The sequence below is a fragment of the Thiorhodococcus drewsii AZ1 genome (assembly GCF_000224065.1).
GTDB classification, from domain to species: Bacteria; Pseudomonadota; Gammaproteobacteria; order Chromatiales; family Chromatiaceae; genus Imhoffiella; species Imhoffiella drewsii.
The window spans coordinates 1-16,123 of the sequence record NZ_AFWT01000006.1 but is presented as its reverse complement, the minus strand read 5'-3'; the positions used below and the strand labels follow the sequence as shown (position 1 = coordinate 16,123).

General features: G+C 64.6%; 13 protein-coding genes and 1 pseudogene. 10 read left to right on the top strand and 4 right to left on the bottom strand.

The window, feature by feature from the left end; all coding sequences use genetic code 11:
- Positions 1-183: 183 nt before the first annotated feature.
- From THIDRDRAFT_RS23590 to THIDRDRAFT_RS05280, 5 genes are all read left to right on the top strand, one after another.
- On the top strand, positions 184-2,565 hold the full coding sequence (locus THIDRDRAFT_RS23590) for a DUF4214 domain-containing protein (RefSeq protein ID WP_007039776.1): 2,382 nt from the start codon (positions 184-186) through the stop codon (positions 2,563-2,565).
- Between the two features lie 85 nt (positions 2,566-2,650).
- Positions 2,651-3,910 carry an ABC transporter substrate-binding protein gene (locus tag THIDRDRAFT_RS05295; protein ID WP_007039775.1) on the top strand — a complete coding sequence of 420 codons (1,260 nt, stop codon included), beginning with the start codon at positions 2,651-2,653 and terminating at the stop codon, positions 3,908-3,910.
- Complete coding sequence (locus THIDRDRAFT_RS05290) at positions 3,907-4,788, top strand: carbohydrate ABC transporter permease (protein ID WP_007039774.1); 882 nt, start codon at positions 3,907-3,909, stop codon at positions 4,786-4,788. The genes THIDRDRAFT_RS05295 and THIDRDRAFT_RS05290 overlap by 4 nt, the downstream gene beginning before the upstream one ends.
- A complete protein-coding gene (locus tag THIDRDRAFT_RS05285) occupies positions 4,785-5,636 on the top strand; it encodes a carbohydrate ABC transporter permease (protein WP_007039773.1) in 852 nt (283 codons plus the stop codon). Before THIDRDRAFT_RS05290 ends, THIDRDRAFT_RS05285 begins: the two co-directional genes overlap by 4 nt.
- Positions 5,637-5,677: 41 nt before the next feature.
- A complete protein-coding gene (locus tag THIDRDRAFT_RS05280) occupies positions 5,678-6,826 on the top strand; it encodes an ABC transporter ATP-binding protein (RefSeq protein ID WP_007039772.1) in 1,149 nt (382 codons plus the stop codon).
- A gap of 58 nt (positions 6,827-6,884) precedes the next feature.
- Here THIDRDRAFT_RS05280 and THIDRDRAFT_RS05275 read toward each other — a convergent pair whose 3' ends face one another.
- Positions 6,885-8,867 (bottom strand): methyl-accepting chemotaxis protein, encoded by a 1,983-nt coding sequence (locus THIDRDRAFT_RS05275; RefSeq protein WP_139058643.1) that lies wholly within the window; start codon positions 8,865-8,867, stop codon positions 6,885-6,887.
- Positions 8,868-9,306: 439 nt separating this feature from the next.
- Between THIDRDRAFT_RS05275 and THIDRDRAFT_RS23585 the strand changes: the two genes are divergently transcribed.
- Positions 9,307-9,747, top strand: a complete 441-nt coding sequence (locus tag THIDRDRAFT_RS23585; RefSeq protein WP_007039770.1) for an ATP-binding cassette domain-containing protein — start codon at positions 9,307-9,309, stop codon at positions 9,745-9,747.
- Positions 9,748-9,769: 22 nt separating this feature from the next.
- The gene (locus THIDRDRAFT_RS05265; protein ID WP_007039769.1) at positions 9,770-10,543 is read left to right on the top strand and encodes a sulfite exporter TauE/SafE family protein; all 774 of its coding nucleotides are present in this window, start codon (positions 9,770-9,772) and stop codon (positions 10,541-10,543) included.
- Positions 10,544-10,562: 19 nt separating this feature from the next.
- Here the strand turns inward: THIDRDRAFT_RS05265 and THIDRDRAFT_RS05260 are convergent, their stop codons facing one another.
- From THIDRDRAFT_RS05260 to THIDRDRAFT_RS05250, 3 genes are read right to left on the bottom strand one after another with little or no spacing between them, the layout of a single operon-like run.
- Positions 10,563-10,763, bottom strand: a complete 201-nt coding sequence (locus tag THIDRDRAFT_RS05260; RefSeq protein WP_040843985.1) for a CopZ family metallochaperone — start codon at positions 10,761-10,763, stop codon at positions 10,563-10,565.
- A 54-nt stretch (positions 10,764-10,817) separates the two neighbouring features.
- Entirely contained in the window at positions 10,818-13,391 is a 2,574-nt protein-coding gene (locus THIDRDRAFT_RS05255; RefSeq protein ID WP_007039767.1) for a heavy metal translocating P-type ATPase, read from the bottom strand.
- Positions 13,388-13,798, bottom strand: coding sequence for a heavy metal-responsive transcriptional regulator (locus THIDRDRAFT_RS05250; RefSeq protein ID WP_007039766.1), 411 nt, complete (start codon positions 13,796-13,798; stop codon positions 13,388-13,390). The genes THIDRDRAFT_RS05255 and THIDRDRAFT_RS05250 overlap by 4 nt, the downstream gene beginning before the upstream one ends.
- 266 nt (positions 13,799-14,064) lie before the next feature.
- Here THIDRDRAFT_RS05250 and THIDRDRAFT_RS05245 point away from each other — a divergent pair, with 266 nt between their 5' ends.
- The 3 genes and pseudogenes from THIDRDRAFT_RS05245 to THIDRDRAFT_RS05230 form a co-directional block, all read left to right on the top strand.
- Entirely contained in the window at positions 14,065-15,219 is a 1,155-nt protein-coding gene (locus THIDRDRAFT_RS05245; RefSeq protein ID WP_139058642.1) for a cyclic nucleotide-binding domain-containing protein, read from the top strand.
- 50 nt (positions 15,220-15,269) lie between these two features.
- Positions 15,270-15,846: pseudogene (locus THIDRDRAFT_RS24410) on the top strand (IS5 family transposase); the annotation flags it as partial.
- A 69-nt stretch (positions 15,847-15,915) separates the two neighbouring features.
- Positions 15,916-16,123 (top strand): IS3 family transposase (locus tag THIDRDRAFT_RS05230; RefSeq protein ID WP_007039763.1); only part of this gene is annotated, 208 nt, incomplete at its 3' end.

The window sequence follows — 16,123 nt, the reverse complement described above, 5'->3', positions numbered from 1 at the left end:
GTCTATCCTTGCGTCGCGGGTAAGGCTCTATGGGGTGTGTTAAGTCTCTCCGGACGCGGTGCGCATTGACTGAGGTTGTCAAAGTACACATCTTTCGGATATCGGTCCTGCTTCTCGATCGTTTCGAGGGCGCAAGGCCGCGATCGTTTGCATCTCGCCAATCACAGTGGAGCTGAGGCAGCCATGTTGAACTGGACGTCCGGATGTCGGTCGTGTCTCGCGGTCGGACTCTGCAGTCTCTTGAATCTCTCCTTCGCTGCGGCCGCTCCCCGGCTTCCTGTCTCGCCGCCGGCCGCCTGGCTTGGTGCCGAGGTTTCGGCGTATGCAGCGGCGACCGGCGCCTTTGAAATAGATCCAGCAGACCGGGAGACCGCACGTCTCTTCTATCGGACGGTGTTCGCGGCATCCGAGACGGTTGCGGCCGATTGGAATGGCGACCTCGCGAACTGCATCCCAGGAAGTGTCTCCGATGCCTATCAGCAGGCAACCATCCGACGCGTGAATTGGTTTCGGGCAATGGCCGGCGTGCCAGCGGATATCGCCCTCGACGCGGCCTTCAGCGTTAAGGCCCAGCAAGCGGCGCTGATGATGTCGTCCAATGAACAGCTGAGCCACGATCCGCCCGGTTCATGGTCATGCTATAGCCCTGACGGTGCCGAGGCGGCTGGGAATTCGAATCTCTCGCTCGGAAATGCGGGGCCCGATGCGGTCTTCAGTCAGTTCCGAGACACTGGCGCCTCGAACGCTCGTGTGGGGCATCGTCGCTGGATCCTCTATCCCCAGACTCAGCGCATGGGCGCAGGCAGCGTGCCGGGCGCGGACGGTCAGTGGGCGGCCAATGCGCTTTGGGTCTTCGACGAGCATGCCTGGGATGCGCGACCACCAGTTCGAGATGGTTTGATCGCCTGGCCGCCACCTGGATACGTCCCCTATCAGACTCTGTTTCCACGATGGTCGCTGTCTTATGACGATGCCGACTTCTCCTCGGCGAGCGTGACCATGACGCATGAAGGGGTGCCGGTCGCGGTTCAGGTCGAGCCCTATTTCGAGGGTTACGGGGAAAATACCCTGGTCTGGATGCCCGAACCTTATCAGGATGGCGAAACCTGGAGTCGCCCTGATGCCGACGAGCAGTATCAGGTGACGGTCAGCGACGTGATCGTCGACGGGGCGAGTCGCGATTTCGTCTATGAAGTGACGGTTTTCGACCCTGACGTGAAGGGGGCGGATTATCGGCCACAAACGATCACGGGGCCGAGCAATCTGCAGCTGGGTTCTGCGGCGGAGTTCGACTTTAGCAGCGTCGCTGGCGCGACCGGTTATCAGTGGCGTCTGGCAGGCGCGAGCCTCTACAGGGCCTACCACGACGCCGAGTCGGGCCTCGGCGACCTGGAGGCTGACGACTCCTCGGGCTATGCGGTCGTCACTCAGGAGCGTGCGGCGAGCGGTGCAGCGTCCTTTCATTTTGCTCATCCGCGACCGCCTGGCGATGCGGTTCTGACATTCGCCCCGACCTTTGTGCCCAGGCCCGGAGCGCAGCTGGTGTTTTCGAGCTGGCTCGGCTGGGCCACGGAGAACCAGGTCGCCACCCTGGAGGTCTCGGAAGATGATGGTCTGTCGTGGAGCCCACTGTGGGAGTTGCCCGGCAATGACAGCGCTCAGGCGGGAGGTTTTGCTCAAACGACCGTTTCGCTGGACGATTATGCGGGTCGCGCGATCCGTTTGCGTTTCGACTACCGTTATCTTGGCGGTATCTACTATTTCCAGACGCATGCGAATGCCGGCTGGTTCATCGACGATATCGAGCTGGTCGAGGTGGATGCGCTTTCGGCTGGCGATCCCCAGTCGACCGATACGGACTCCAGTTTCACGTTCGTCCCCGCGAAAGCCGGATCACTGCTCGTCCAGGTACGTCCGCTGCTCTTCGGGGACTATCCAGGCGAATGGAGCCCCGTCGAGACCCTTGTGGTGAGCGGCGATACGACGACCGATCGCGATTCGACCGACTGGAGGGTGGCCGAGATCTACGTGGCCACGCTCGGTTATGCGCCCGATCACCAGGGTCTGCAATACTGGGTCGACAACATCGAGACCCTGCCGAAGTGGACCCCCGAAACGGTTGCACAGAGCTTTTTCGATCAGCCGCTGGTTCAAGCGCAATATCCTGCGGAAGCCGGTGACGAGGCTTTGATCGAGGCGCTCTATCGCAACCTTTTCGGTCGCGAGGTCGACTCCGAAGGTCTAGCCTATTGGCTTGATGAGCTCGGTCAGGGGCGTATGGCGCGCAACCAGATGATCATCGCTTTGATCAATGGAGGTTGGGCCAACACCAGTCCCGAGGCACAGTTGGATATGCTGCGTTTCGGTAACCGCATTCGGGTCGCGCTGGCCTTCGCCCAATATCAGGCGGACCATGGGATCCTGTACGCCGAGCTCAGCGCCGCCGATCGGGAGTCCCTGCGTCAGGCCGGTCGCGACATCCTTCTCGGCGTGACTTCGGAGGCCGATACGCGCGAGGCGGCCATCGCCGAGATTCCCTCGCGGTTGGCCGCTCTTGTTGACTGATTCGTCTGATTGACTCAAGACCCTTGGCGCAGAAGCGATGTCTGGACATGGTGGGGCGCGTTTGAGCAGGTCTTCATCATCGCTCATGAGTCGGGATGTCGGGCGGTTTCGCATCCTTCTCGCCGTCATCTTACCGTTTCTTTCTCTGACGGGCTGCGAGCGTGGGTCCGATGAGGATGCAACCACCACCTTGCGCTGGTACGTCTTCAAGGAGCAGTCCGGCGCCTTCGAGCAGGCGGCCGGGCGTTGCTCGAAGGCGTCCGGTGGACGCTACCGCCTGAAACTGGAATACCTGCCCACGGACGCCGATCTGCAGCGCGAGCTGCTGGTGCGGCGTCTTGCGGCGGGCGACCGGGACATCGACCTCATCGGCATGGACGTCATCTGGACCGCCGAATTCGCCGAGGCGGGCTGGATCCTGCCATGGCCCGATGACCGGGCGAACCGGGTGCGAGCGGGGTGCATCGCCGGTCCGCTCGCCAGTGGTTCCTACCAAGGCCGTCTCTGGGCCGCCCCATTTACCACCAATACCCAGCTGCTCTGGTACCGCACCGACCGGGTGTCCGAGGCGCCGCCGACCTGGGACGCCATGATCGACGCGGCCGAGTCGATCGGCCCGGGCGGTCTGATCCAGGCCCAGGGCGAGCGCTACGAGGGGCTGACCGTCTTCTTCGTCTCGCTGCTCGTCTCGGCCGGCGGCTCCGTGCTGGACGAGAGCGGCCGCCGGGTCTCGCTGGAGACGGGGCCGACACGCCGGGCGCTGGAGGTGATGCGGCGTCTGGCACGATCGCCCGCCTCGGATCCGTCTCTGGCCAGCCGTCGCGAGGACCAGTGCCGTCTGGCCTTCGAGAGTGGTGACTCGGCCTTCATGTTCAACTACACCTATGTCTGGCCGAGCGCTCGGGCCAATGCGCCCGAGGTCGCCGAGCACATGGGCTGGGCGCGCTGGCCCGCCGTGGATCCGAGTCGTGCGAGCCGGGTGAGCGTCGGTGGAATCAACCTCGGCGTTGGGGCCCACGGCCGGCATCCGGACCTGGCCTTCGAGGCCGCCGAGTGTCTGGCCTCGGAGCAGAACCAGCGCCTGGCCGCCCGGCTGGGCGGTCTGCCGCCGACCCTGTCCAAGCTCTATGACGACCCCGAGGTTCGGGACGTCTTTCCCTTCGCCGAGGTGCTGCGCGCGACCCTGGCGGACGCGGTCCAGCGGCCGCGCACCCCGCTCTACAGCGACATCTCCATCGCCATCTCCCGCACCCTGCATCCCTTGAGCGAGATCGATCCCGAGCGCGACGTCGAGCGGCTGCGCCAGGCGGTGCGGCGCGCGCTGAATTCGGAGGGTCTGCTGTGAGCCGATTCGGCCTGGACGAACGCCGGCTCGGCTGGCTGCTGTGCGCGCCGGCGGTGCTGGCGATGCTGCTGGTGACGGCCTATCCCATCGGCTATGCGGTCTGGCTGTCGCTGCATCGCTACGATCTGCGCTTTCCGGACCGCCAGTCCTTCGTCGGGCTGGCCAACTATGCGAGCGTCCTGACCTCGGAGGTCTGGTGGCGCTCGGTCTTCAATACCCTCTTGGTCACGGCCGGCTCGGTCGCCGTCGAGCTGCTGCTCGGGTTCGCCCTGGCCCTGGTGATGCATCGGGCACTGGTCGGACGCATCGCGGTGCGGACCGCCTCCCTGGTGCCCTATGCCATCATCACGGTCGTGGCGGCACTGGGCTGGCGCTTCGCCTTCGATCCCACCACCGGGTTCGTCAATGCCCTGCTGGGGATCGACCAGGCCTGGCTCTCCGAGCGCTGGTCGGCCTTCTTCGTCATCATCGCCACCGAGATCTGGAAGACGACCCCCTTCGTCGCCCTGCTGCTCCTGGCCGGGCTGACCCTGGTGCCGCCGGATCTCATCCGCGCCGCCCGGGTCGACGGGGCGACGGCCTGGCAGCGGCTCCGCTACATCACCTTGCCGCTGATGAAACCGGCCATCCTGGTCGCGCTGCTGTTCCGCACCCTGGACGCCTTTCGCATTTTCGACACCATCTACGTTCAGACGCGCGGCGCCCAGGATACCGAGTCGGTTTCCATCCTGGCCTATCAGGCGCTGATCGCACGGCTCAACCTGGGGCTGGGCTCGGCGGTTTCGGTGCTCATCTTCATCGGCACACTCCTGATCGCGCTCTTCTATGTGCGTCTGTTCGGCTCCGACGTGCTGGGACGGGCAGGGGAGAGGCGATGAGCGGGAAGTCAGTCGAGACCCAGGGCTCGCTGTCCGAGCGTCTCTTCTGGCGCTTCACCGTGCTGGTGCTCGTCCTCTATGCCCTGCTGCCGGTCGCCTGGCTGACATCGCTCTCGCTCAAGCCGGCCGGCGACCTGACCGACCGGCGCTTCTTTCCGCGCACGATCAGCCTGGAGCACTATGCCGCCGTCCTGACCGATCCCCAGTTTCCGGCGGCACTGGGCAACTCGCTGGGGATCGGGCTCATCGCCACCGGGATTTCGGTCGCGCTCGCCACCCTGGCGGCCTATGCCATCGTCCGGCTGCGTTTTCCCGGACGCCGGGCGGTGCTGATCGGTGCGTTGGCGGTCGCCATGTTCCCGCCCATCGCCGTCATCGGCCCGCTGTTCGACCTCTGGCGGCTGCTCGGCCTGTTCGATACCTGGCTTGGTCTTATCCTGCCCTATATCAGCCTGACCCTGCCGCTCGCCATCTGGACCATCGCCGCCTTCTTTCGCGAGATCCCCTGGGAGCTGGAGCAGGCCGCCCGCGTCGACGGCGCGACCCGGATGCAGGCCTTCCGGCTCGTCATCCTGCCCCTGGTCGCGCCCGGCGTCTTCGCCTCCGCCATCCTGGTCTTCATCTTCGCCTGGAACGACTTCCTCTTCGCCGCGGCCCTGACCTCGACCACCGATTCGCGTACCGTTCCCGTCGCCATCGCCTTCTTCACCGGCAGCTCGCGCTTCGATCAACCGACCGGCTCCATCGCCGCCGCCTCGGTGCTGGTGACCCTTCCGGTGGTGGCGCTCGTCCTGGTGTTCCAGCGCCGCATCGTCGCTGGACTGACGGCTGGGGCGGTGAAGGGGTAGTTGCGTGCGGGGCACAGACACCTGTCCGAAACGGAGACATCATGGCTGAGATCATCCTTGAGGGCGTCACCAAGCGGTTCGCCGACGGCACCGTCGCCGTGCGTGACGCGACCTTCACCGTTCGCGATGGCGAACTCTTCATCCTGGTCGGCCCCTCGGGGTGCGGCAAGTCGACCCTGCTCAACATGATCGTGGGCCTGGAGGAGATGAGCGGCGGCGATCTGCGCGTCGACGGTCGCTCCATGCGCGGCGTGGATCCCAAGGACCGCGACATGGCGATGGTCTTCCAGAGCTATGCCATCTATCCGCACATGAGCGTGCGCGAGAACATCGCCTTTCCGCTCAAGCTGGCGAAGGTGTCGGCGGAGGAGACCGCGTTGCGGGTGAGCCAGGTTGCCGAGATGCTGGGACTCTCCCTGCTCCTGGACCGCAAGCCGGAGACGCTCTCCGGCGGACAGCGTCAGCGCGTCGCCATGGGGCGGGCCATGGTGCGGCGCCCCAAGGTCTTCCTGCTCGATGAGCCACTGTCCAACCTGGACGCCCAGTTCCGAGGCCAGATGCGCGCCGAGCTGGCACGTCTTCAGCGCCGGCTCGGCGTGACCACGGTCTACGTGACGCACGATCAGACCGAGGCCATGACCCTCGGCGACCGCGTGGCCATCCTGCGCGCCGGGGAGGTCCAGCAGGTGGCGACGCCACGCGAGCTCTATTCGGCTCCGGCCAACCTCTTCGTCGCCGGCTTCATCGGCACGCCGCCCATGAATCTGCTGCCGGCGAGGATCGGGGACGATCGATTGTCTTTTGCCACGGCCGAAATATCGCTGACGCTCGATGAGCGGGCTGCGATCGATCTGCCGAATGGCCCCCTGATCGTGGGGATCCGTCCCGAGTCCCTGGTGCCGGTAGATGACGCGGAAGCGACGTCCTCGTTGCGCGGCACGGTCGATCTGGTGGAGTGGCTGGGCTCGGAGCTCTTTGTCCACCTGGATCTGGGAACGGCTGGGCTCGAGTCGCCAGCAGCCCTGGCTGCTGCGGGCGTGACTTCCTCGGCGGGTGTGCAACGATTGATCGCGCGCCTGGATCCGGATGCCTCGTTCGAGAGAGGTCAGACGCTCGGGCTAGGCGTTTCTCTAGCCAGCCTGCATCTCTTCCACCCCGAGACAGGTGACCAGGTACGCGCGACGGTCTGATCGATCGCGCTCGATACCCGGATAGACTCCTCGTGAGCGCCTTCCCCGAGTCGTCCGATCAGTGGGCGAACCGGCTCACCACGCCAGACATGGACGCGTGGGAGGATTCGAGTTCGCGGATCAGCGAACCTAGATCGACCATGGCGCCGGCGATCTCGGTCGATTCCTTCTTTACCTCCTGGACGTCCTCGGAGATCGTCATGGAGGTTGCATTCTGTTGTTCCGCCGAGCTCGATATCAGCGCCATCTGTCCGCGGATCGCCTGGATCTGCTCGTGGAGGCTCTCGATATTGCGTAGCGATCGCTCGCTGTTCGACGAGGTTTGCTGGCCCGTCTCCCGGATGCTTTCCATGACCCCTTGTAGCTGCTCCGCCTCGCTCTTGATGCCGGCGAGGACCTGTCCGATCTCACCTGTCGCCTCCTTGCTGCGGATCGCCAGCTGTCTGACCTCGTCGGCCACGACCGCGAATCCGCGTCCACTCTCCCCGGCGCGCGCGGCCTCGATCGCGGCATTGAGCGCGAGCAGGTTCGTTTGCTCCGAGATGGCGTTGACGCTGTCCAGGATCTGAACGATGGACTGTGTCTTGACGTTGAGGCTTTCGGTCGCGGCGAAGGCGCGGTCGTTGATCTTCACCAGATCCTCGATCGATTGCTGGGCGCCCTGGTTCATCGCGCGCGCCTGCCCCGAAAGCTCGCTGAATTCCTGTGCGCTTTCAAGGGATTCGTTCGCGGCCTGGCGGATCTGCTGCGCCTTGTCGGTCAGGTCTTGAGTCGCCTCGGCGATCTCCTGCAGTGCGCTGTCCGACTGCTTGACCACCTCATCGACTTGATTGGAGACCTTTTCGAGCCGAAGGATACCGCCGCTCATGAACTGGACGCCCTGAACCAGATGCTCGACGACGGATGCGAGATTCGAGGCCATGCGGTCGATCGCGCGCGAGATGGAGCCCAGCTCGTCTCTCGAGGTGTCGTCGATACTGACCGTGAAATCGCGGGTTTCGGTGATGCGGTCCAGGGTGGATCTGATGCGCTCGATCTTGCGCGTGAGCTTGAGCGTGACGGCCACTGAGATCCCGACGATAAGGGCCAGCAGGATCACGGCGACCAGGCCGGTCGTGATCACCGCCAGCTTCGCCCCGGAGCGGTGCTGTTCCATCTCGGCGACGATGATCGTCTTGACCTCGTCCATGACCGATTTGACCTTTCCGATCTGGCCGGTTGCGGTCTTGAACCAATCGGCCGGGGCCGGGTAGTCGGAGGGATTCAGGTGGCCGTTATCATCGAGCAGACGTTTCAGCACCTGCTTCATCCTGGTCCCCGTATCCGATTCCAGGATGGTGGCGAAGGGCTCAGCGAATTCGGGCGTCGCCACCGTTCCGAACAGGCTCTCGGCGCGGTGCAGGTCGGAGACATAGATCCGTAACGCCTGCTTGGCGGCCGGGTCGATCTCCTGAGCCGCCAGGATTCCGTTCACCTTGCCGCGGATCTGCCCCAGCTTCTCCTTGACCTCGGAAAGGTGCAGCGACATCAGCAGCTGTCGACGCGCCAGCGGGTTGTCGACGTTGACAATGAAGCGCACGAAGAGATCGGCGGCATGGGCGTTGACGTCGGAATAATATTGGAAGGCACCTGTGCCATTGCGTGCATCGACCTGGGTGCGAATGATTTCCTGTTTCTTGACCAGAGCGAGGAGCTGGTCCACCCCCTTGGCCAGATCCGGGTAGGGCAGTCCGCGAGCGTCGACCAGAGCGCGGATACGATCGATGGCCGCATTCGCCTTCTTTCTCTGTGCGAGGATCCGTTGGTGCAGTGTCGTGGATCCCGACCCGATGTAGCCTGCCGAGAGACCCCGCTCGACCGCGAGATGATGCGCGATGTCATCGATCCCATAGGCGTAATCGACGAGTCGCTCATTGATTTCGGCCTTTGCATAGCGATCGAAATCTTGAGTGATCAGGGTTCCCGAGAGCGCCATCAGCGAAACGAAGGCGATCGAAAGGATGGTGATCAGCGTGGCCTTCAGGCTCAGATGATTGAACATGGACATCTCGAATTCCTGGGTCTACTTCGTGGTCGAAATCAGCGCGGCGTATGCGTTTTGTTGAATGCATCGGGCCGGAAGATACGCGCGGAACCCAATGTCTCCAGTCGCCTGTCGGATCTGTTCGTGAATCCGTTATGGGGAGAAAAAACGGATCTTTTTTTCTAGGCCGTTGAATGGGAGTGTTTTTACCTGGCGCTACGATGCTCGAGTTGCCACGAATCGGATCGTCCGGCGAGTTCCTCTCGCTCGGTTCATGGATTGGCGATGTGGTTTATTGTGGTCTTTTTGTGTTCGTTCAATGACCCGGAGGCATTCGCCGTGACTGGCGGTCTGCCGACGGCATCACCGCCGTGCGGGACGCGACCGTCACCGTTCGCGACGGCGAGCTCTTCGTCCTGGTTGGGTTTCGGGGTGCGGCAAGTCGACCCTGCTCAAGATGATCGTGGGTCTGGAGGGGATGAGTGGTGGCGATCTGCGGGTCGACGGTCGGTTCATGCGCGGCGTGGATCCCAGGGACCGCGGCATGGCGATGGTCTTCCAGAGCTATGCCATCTACCCGCACATGAGCGTGCGTGAGAATATCGCCTTTTCGCTCAAGCTGGCGAAGGTGCCGGCCGAGGAGACCGAGTCGCGCGTGAGTCAGATCGCCGAGATGCAGGGACTCTCCGTACTCCTGGACCTGGGAAGGGTTCGGATCGAGTCTCCACCAGCCCTCGTCACTGTCGGGCTGAACGTCTCGGCGGGTGCCTCACGGCTGATCGTGCGCCTGGATCCGAACGACCCGATTCAGACAGGCCAAACCCTGGGGTTGGGTGTCGATCTATCCGGCCTGCATCTCTTCCACCCCGGGACCGGCGTCAATCTGCGCACGGCCTGATCGCGTGGCACTACGGAGCTCCATGTCTTTCGATGTCTTTTTCCTACTCGGCGCCGGCTTCCTCGGTGGTGTCCTCAACTCGATCGCGGGAGGAGGCAGCTTCATCACCTTTCCCGCGCTCCTCTGGGCCGGCGTACCGCCCATCAGCGCCAATGCCACCAATACCTTTGCATCCTGTGCCGGCTACCTGAGCGGTACGCTCGCCTTCCGCGAGGATCTCCGAGCGGAAAAGGCGGCCCTCGCGGGGCTGTTGGTCATGAGCCTCGCCGGAGGAATCCTCGGCGCCTGGCTACTGATGCAGACGCCGGAAGCACGCTTCCGCGAGGCGATCCCCTGGCTCATGCTCATCGCGACCTTACTGTTCGCCTTCGGCGGCAGGCTCAACGGCGTCTTCAAGGCGGTCGCCGCTCGTCACCGCCATGCCTCAAGCCTTGGCCGTATCCTTCAGCAGTTCATGCTGCTCGCGGTCTGCATCTACGGCGGATTCTTCAACGCTGGCCTGGGCATCATTATCCTCAGCTACCTTGTCCTGGCCGGACACACCAACATCAACACCATGAACGGCCTCAAACTCTTGGCCTCATCCGCCGTCTCAATCATCGCCATCGCGCTCTTCGTCTGGGAAGGCGCGATCGCGTGGCGGGAAGGGGTCCTTGTTTTGCTCGGCACGCTCGCGGGTGGCTACGCCGCAGCCCATCTATCGCGCAAACTCCCGCAGGCACAGGTGAGGACCTTCGTCCTCGTGGCGAGCGTAGCGATCACCGGCTATTTCTTCTTCGAGACGTATGGAGCTTGATGCGACCTGTGTACGCGCGTTAGATCACTTCCGCTGCAAAGCCTTCCTCCTTGATGGCGGCGATCAGCGCCTCGGGATCGGCTCTGCCGGTGACGATGGCCTGCTTGTCCTCGAGGCTGACCTCGGCCTGGTCCACGCCGGGCACCTGCTGCAGCGCCTTGGTCACGGCGCCGACGCAGTGCATGCAGCTCATTCCTGTGACTTGGATCGTCGTTTTCATGGCATGTCTCTCTATGGTTCGTGTGGAATATCAGATTTTTGACGGCACCGCCGGTCAGGAGGCGGACGGGATCATCGGGTCTGCGAGCGTCTCGTCTGGCCCCGACTCGGCCCGCTCCGCCAGCGCGACCGGCCTCAACCGACGCAGCCGCAAGCTGTTGGAGACGACGAAGAGGCTGGAGAACCCCATCGCCACCCCGGCGATCATGGGGTGGAGGTGCAGCCCGAGCGCCGGGTAGAAGACGCCGGCGGCGAGCGGGATGAGCAGGATGTTGTAGAAGAAGGCCCAGAAGAGGTTGCCGCGAATGGTGCGCAGCGTGCGGCGCGCCACGTCGAGCGCGGTGACCACGCCGCCGAGGTCGTTGCGGGTCAGGGTGACGTCCGCCGCCTCGATGGCGATGTCGGTGCCGCTGCCGACGGCGATGCCGACCTCGGCCTGGGCGAGCGCGGGCGCATCGTTGATGCCGTCGCCGACGAAGGCTACGCGCCGTCCGGCGCGCTGCAGTTCCTGCACGGCCGCCGCCTTGCCGTCCGGCAGCACCTGGGCCTTGATCTCCTCGATGCCCGCCTGGCGCGCGATCGCCTCGGCCGTGCGCTGCGCGTCGCCGGTGATCATCGCCACCCGCAGACCGCGCTTGCGCAATGCCTGGATCAGCGCGGGCGCCTGGGCTTTCAGCGGATCCGCAACCGCGAGCAGCGCCCGTGCCTCGCCGTCGACGGCGAGATAGATCGGGGTGCGCCCGGCGGCGGCCAGACGCTCGGCCTGTCGCTCCAGCGCCTCGGTGGGGATCTGCTCGCGCCGCAGCAGACGCTCGGCGCCGAGTTGAACGCTCCGGCCATTCACGCGGCCCTGCACCCCGTAGCCGGGCAGGGCCTGGAAGTCCTCGACGTCCGCCAGCTCGAGTCCCTGCTCCTTCGCGGCCGCGACGATGGCGGCACCGAGCGGATGCTCGCTGTGCGTCTCCAGCGCGGCGGCGAGCGCCAGGGCGGAGGCGGTATCGCCGTCGACGGCCTCGAGGTCGGTCAGGCGCGGGCGGCCCTCGGTCAGGGTGCCGGTCTTGTCGAAGACGACCGTATCCACATGGGAGAGCGTCTCCAGGGCTTCGCCCTTGCGGTAGAGCACGCCCAGCTCGGCGGCGCGTCCGGAGCCGACCATAATGGCGGCCGGTGTGGCGAGTCCCATGGCGCAGGGGCAGGCGACCACGAGGACGGAGACGGCGCTGACCAGTGCCAGCGTGATCGCCGGCGGCGGGCCGAGGGTCAGCCAGACGAGGAAGGTGATGGTCGCGGTCAGCAGGACCAGCGGCGTGAAGACGCGCACCACGCGGTCCGCCAGCCCCTGGATCGGCAGCTTGGACCCCTGGGCGCGCTCGACCAGACGGACGATCTGGGCCAGCACGGTGTCGCGGCCGACCTGGGTTGCCGTGATCCGCAGCGCCCCGTGCTGGTTGATGGTCGCGCCGACGACCCTGTCACCGGCGTGCTTGGCCACCGGCAGCGGCTCGCCGGTCAGCATGGATTCGTCGACGTGGCTGCTGCCCTCGCGGACCTCGCCGTCGACCGGGATGCGCTCGCCGGGCCGCACGACCAAGAGCTCGCCGGCATGTACTTGCGCGACCGGCACCTCGACCTCGGTGCCGTCGCGCAGCACGCGCGCGGTCTTGGCCTGCAGCCCGATGAGCTTCTTGATCGCGCTCGAGGTGCGGCCCTTCGCCAGTTCCTCGAGGTACTTGCCGAAGAGGATGACCGTGATGATGACGGCCGCCGAGTCGAAATAGACATTGCGCGCCTCGGGCGGGAAGAGGGACGGCGCGAGCACCACGGCGAGGCTGTAGGCCCAGGCGGCGCTGGTGCCGGTCATCACCAGGCTGTTCATGTCCGGCGACAGGTGCCGGAAGGCGATCAGACCGGGGCGGAAGAAACGGCGGCCGGGGCCGAGCAGCACGGCCGTGGTGAGTAGCGCCTGCACCCCATTCCAGACCGTCATCGGAGCGATCGCGCCCAGTCGTTGGGCGAGGCCCGGGATCATGTCCGCACCCATCGAGAGCACCAGGACCGGCAGGGTCAGAGCGACGGCCAGCCAGAGGTCGCGGCGCATCGCGCGGCGCTGGTCCTGATGGGCGTCCTCGGCCTCCGCGCCAACGCCTTCATCGTTCAGCGGACGGGGCTCGTAACCGGCCTCGGCGATCGTCTGCGCGATCCCGGCCGGGCTCAGCATTTCCCGCAGATAGCGCACCGTGGCGCGCTCGGTCGCGAGATTGACGCTGGCTTGCACGACGCCCGGCAGTTTCCCCAAGGCGCGCTCGACCCGCGCGGAGCATGCCGCGCAGGTCATGCCGCCGACGCCGATCTCGTGTTCCTCGATGACCGGCGTATAGCCGGCCTCGGTGATGGTCTGGACGATGGTTTCGGGCTGGAGCGCGGCCGGATCGAAGCGCAGACTCGCCCGCTCGGTCGCCAGATTGACGCTCGCCTCGGAGACCCCGGGCAGCTTCCCCAGGACGCGTTCGACGCGCGACGAGCAGGACGCGCAGGTCATGCCCTGGACGCTGAGTTCGAGCGGCTTCAGCTGGGCCTGTTTGGAGGTCTCGGTGCCGGCTGCGGCCGGCGGGGCCGTATTGGTGGTCATTGATCCTCTCCGTTCAGGGCGCCGAGAATCGGGCAGTCAACCGTCGTCGCACGGTGGCCGGGGCAGTGCTCGGCGAGCCCGGCCAGGGCCTCGCGCATGCGTTCGAGGTCGCGGATGCGCTGCTCGATATCTGCGATCTTGGCCTGCGTCAGCGCCTTGACCTCGCCGGCGCTCGCGGCCGGGTCGCCGCTGAGCGCCAACAGCTCCGCGATCTCGCCGAGCGAGAAGCCGAGCGCCTGGGCGCGGCGGATGAAGCGCAGCCGCCGCACGATGCCCGGTTCATAGAGCCGATAGCCGGCCTCGCTGCGCTGTTGCGGCGCGATGAGTCCAAGCCGCTCGTAGTAGCGCAGCGTCTCCACGCTCAGGTCGGCCTGCTTGGCGAGCTTGCCGATGGTCAGTGGATGCATCGTCGATACCTCGTGATTGCGCTGGCTCGGCGCGGAGGGCCATGAGTGTGTCGCGAAAAGTCTAGACCCTGTAGTCGACTACAGGGTCAAGTGGTTCCTCGGTAGGGGGCAAGGTTTGGTGAGCCGAAATCCCCGCAGCGACACATCGGCATCGCTGTCCCCGACCGCCGTAGTGAGGCGGCTACCCTCATCCCCGGCCAAGACCTAAAGGTGTCGACGCAGATCGGTCCGTTTTGGCGACGGCGGGAGCTTAAATCGGACGCGTTTTGAGCCGATACGTCAGCGATTTTCCTTCCTCGGCCCGCGCTCTGGAGTGGCGGGTGCTGCTGTGGCTGCGGCGCTCCCGCACCCGCATCGACGGCATCTTGGCGCTCCTGGTCATCGCTTGCACGCTGTCCTTCGACTTGATCATCGGTGTCGGCGCCGGTGCGCTTGGGGCGGTGCTGCTCTTTCTTCGCGATCAGATTCGTGCCCAAACCATCCACAGCCGCAGCACAGGGCGCGCGGTGCGCTCGATGGGCTTGCGCAGCGAGGAGGACCTCGCACTGCTCGACGAGCACGGCGATCGTATCGTCTACATCGAGCTGCGCGGGCACTTGTTCTTCGGCACGGTCGATCGTCTCTTCACCGAGCTTGCCACGCTGCTGGAGCGCCCCGTCTGGATCGTCGTCAATATGCGCCGCGTGCAATCCATCGACCTGACAGCGCTTGATCTTTTTCGCCAGATGAAGCTACGCCTGCGCAGTTACGGCGGGTACATGTTATTCGCGAACATTCACCGTGGCGCGGCGCATGCACGCAAGATGGACAAGCTCCTGCGCTCCTTCGCTCCTGGCTACGTCCAGGCCGAGATCAAGACCAGCTTCAAGAGCACGGACAAGGCGTTGGAAGCCGCGGAGGATATGCTCTTGACCGAGCTGGGCAGGCCGCCAGCGCCGATCGATGCGTGCGTCGCGATCGAAGACAACGCGCTCTTTTGCGGGATCGATGCCACTGTGCTGGAGACGCTGCGACCCTTGATGCAAGAATTGCAACTGCCGCGCAAGGCCAGGCCGTTTCGGGTGGGAGATTCCGGCGATGCCATCTATTTCGTCATTCGCGGTGTTGTGGACTTGCGTCTGCCGAGTGGTGTCTACCATTACAAGCGGTTGAGCAGCATCGGCCCTGGCGGCTATTTCGGTGAGACGGCCTTCGTCGATCCGGGGCCGCGCTCGGCCGATGCCGTCGTCACGCGCGATGCCACACTGCTCATGCTGAGCCGCGCCAAGATTGGGGATCTCGCCGACCGCACGACGGATGCTGCCGCGGTCGTCTTGCTGTTGCGGCTCGCGTGCTCCCTGCCCATCATCTGCGCCGATCCCGAGCCGAGATTCGTCGCCTCGAGCATTGGTGAGTGTCGCATCGGAATTGGCTTGGGATAGATCTAGGGCGTGTCATCAATTCCTCGATCGTGCCATGATTCTCGTCCATCATGATCGAAACATTGAGGAGAGCCGAGATCGCACAACGCCGCCATGCCCTGCGCGATGACCAATGGGAGCGCATCAAAGACCTGTTGCCAGGGCGCCCTGGCCACGTTGGTGTCACCGCCCGCGATAATCGCTTGTTTGTCGAGGCGGTTATTTACCGCTATCGCACGGGCATTCCGTGGCGCGATCTGCCGGCACGGTTTGGTGATTTTCGCGTCGTGCACACCCGTTTCTCGCGCTGGGCACGGCGTGGTGTCTGGCAGCACGTGTTCGAGATTCTGGGCGCAGATGCAGACAACGAATACGCCATGCTCGACAGCACCATCGTGCGCGCTCATCAACACAGTGCAGGAGCTCCCAAAAAAAGGAGAGCAAGCCATCGGGCGCAGCAAAGGCGGATTGAGCACGAAGATTCATGCTCGAACCGATGCCTTAGGTAATCCGACGGGTTTTTATCTAACGGGAGGACAGGCCTCGGATTTGGTCGGTGCCGATCACTTGCTGGTCGATCTGGAGGTCGAAGCACTGCTCGCGGACAAGGCCTATGATGCGAATGAGCGGGTGCTTGATGTGTTGGAAGCGTAAAGTGGACCCTAAAAATCGGACAGTCATTTAAGTTGTCAGGCCGGCACGAAAGGGTTGATCACAATGGGTGAAGCAAAGCGCAAAACCTACGCCGCCGCGTTCAAAGCCAAAGTGGCCTTGGAGGCCATCCGTGGGGTGAAAACCGTCAACGAGATTGGCCAGGAGCACGGTGTGCACCCGGTTCAAGTTGGGCAATGGAAGAAGGAGATCTTGGAGCACGCCGGCACGCTGTTCGAGACCAAACGGGGGCGCAAACCTGCGGATGATCAGA

Bases quoted from the DNA above. Each gene is read 5' to 3' on its own strand.
- THIDRDRAFT_RS23585 (WP_007039770.1), top strand. From the start codon at position 9,307: ATGATCGTGGGTCTGGAGGGGATGAGTGGTGGCGATCTGCGGGTCGAC.
- THIDRDRAFT_RS23590 (WP_007039776.1), top strand. From the start codon at position 184: ATGTTGAACTGGACGTCCGGATGTCGGTCGTGTCTCGCGGTCGGACTC.
- THIDRDRAFT_RS05275 (WP_139058643.1), bottom strand. From the start codon at position 8,867: ATGTTCAATCATCTGAGCCTGAAGGCCACGCTGATCACCATCCTTTCG.
- THIDRDRAFT_RS05295 (WP_007039775.1), top strand. From the start codon at position 2,651: ATGAGTCGGGATGTCGGGCGGTTTCGCATCCTTCTCGCCGTCATCTTA.
- THIDRDRAFT_RS05255 (WP_007039767.1), bottom strand. From the start codon at position 13,391: ATGACCACCAATACGGCCCCGCCGGCCGCAGCCGGCACCGAGACCTCC.
- THIDRDRAFT_RS05280 (WP_007039772.1), top strand. From the start codon at position 5,678: ATGGCTGAGATCATCCTTGAGGGCGTCACCAAGCGGTTCGCCGACGGC.
- THIDRDRAFT_RS05260 (WP_040843985.1), bottom strand. From the start codon at position 10,763: ATGAAAACGACGATCCAAGTCACAGGAATGAGCTGCATGCACTGCGTC.
- THIDRDRAFT_RS05285 (WP_007039773.1), top strand. From the start codon at position 4,785: ATGAGCGGGAAGTCAGTCGAGACCCAGGGCTCGCTGTCCGAGCGTCTC.
- THIDRDRAFT_RS05250 (WP_007039766.1), bottom strand. From the start codon at position 13,798: ATGCATCCACTGACCATCGGCAAGCTCGCCAAGCAGGCCGACCTGAGC.
- THIDRDRAFT_RS05265 (WP_007039769.1), top strand. From the start codon at position 9,770: ATGTCTTTCGATGTCTTTTTCCTACTCGGCGCCGGCTTCCTCGGTGGT.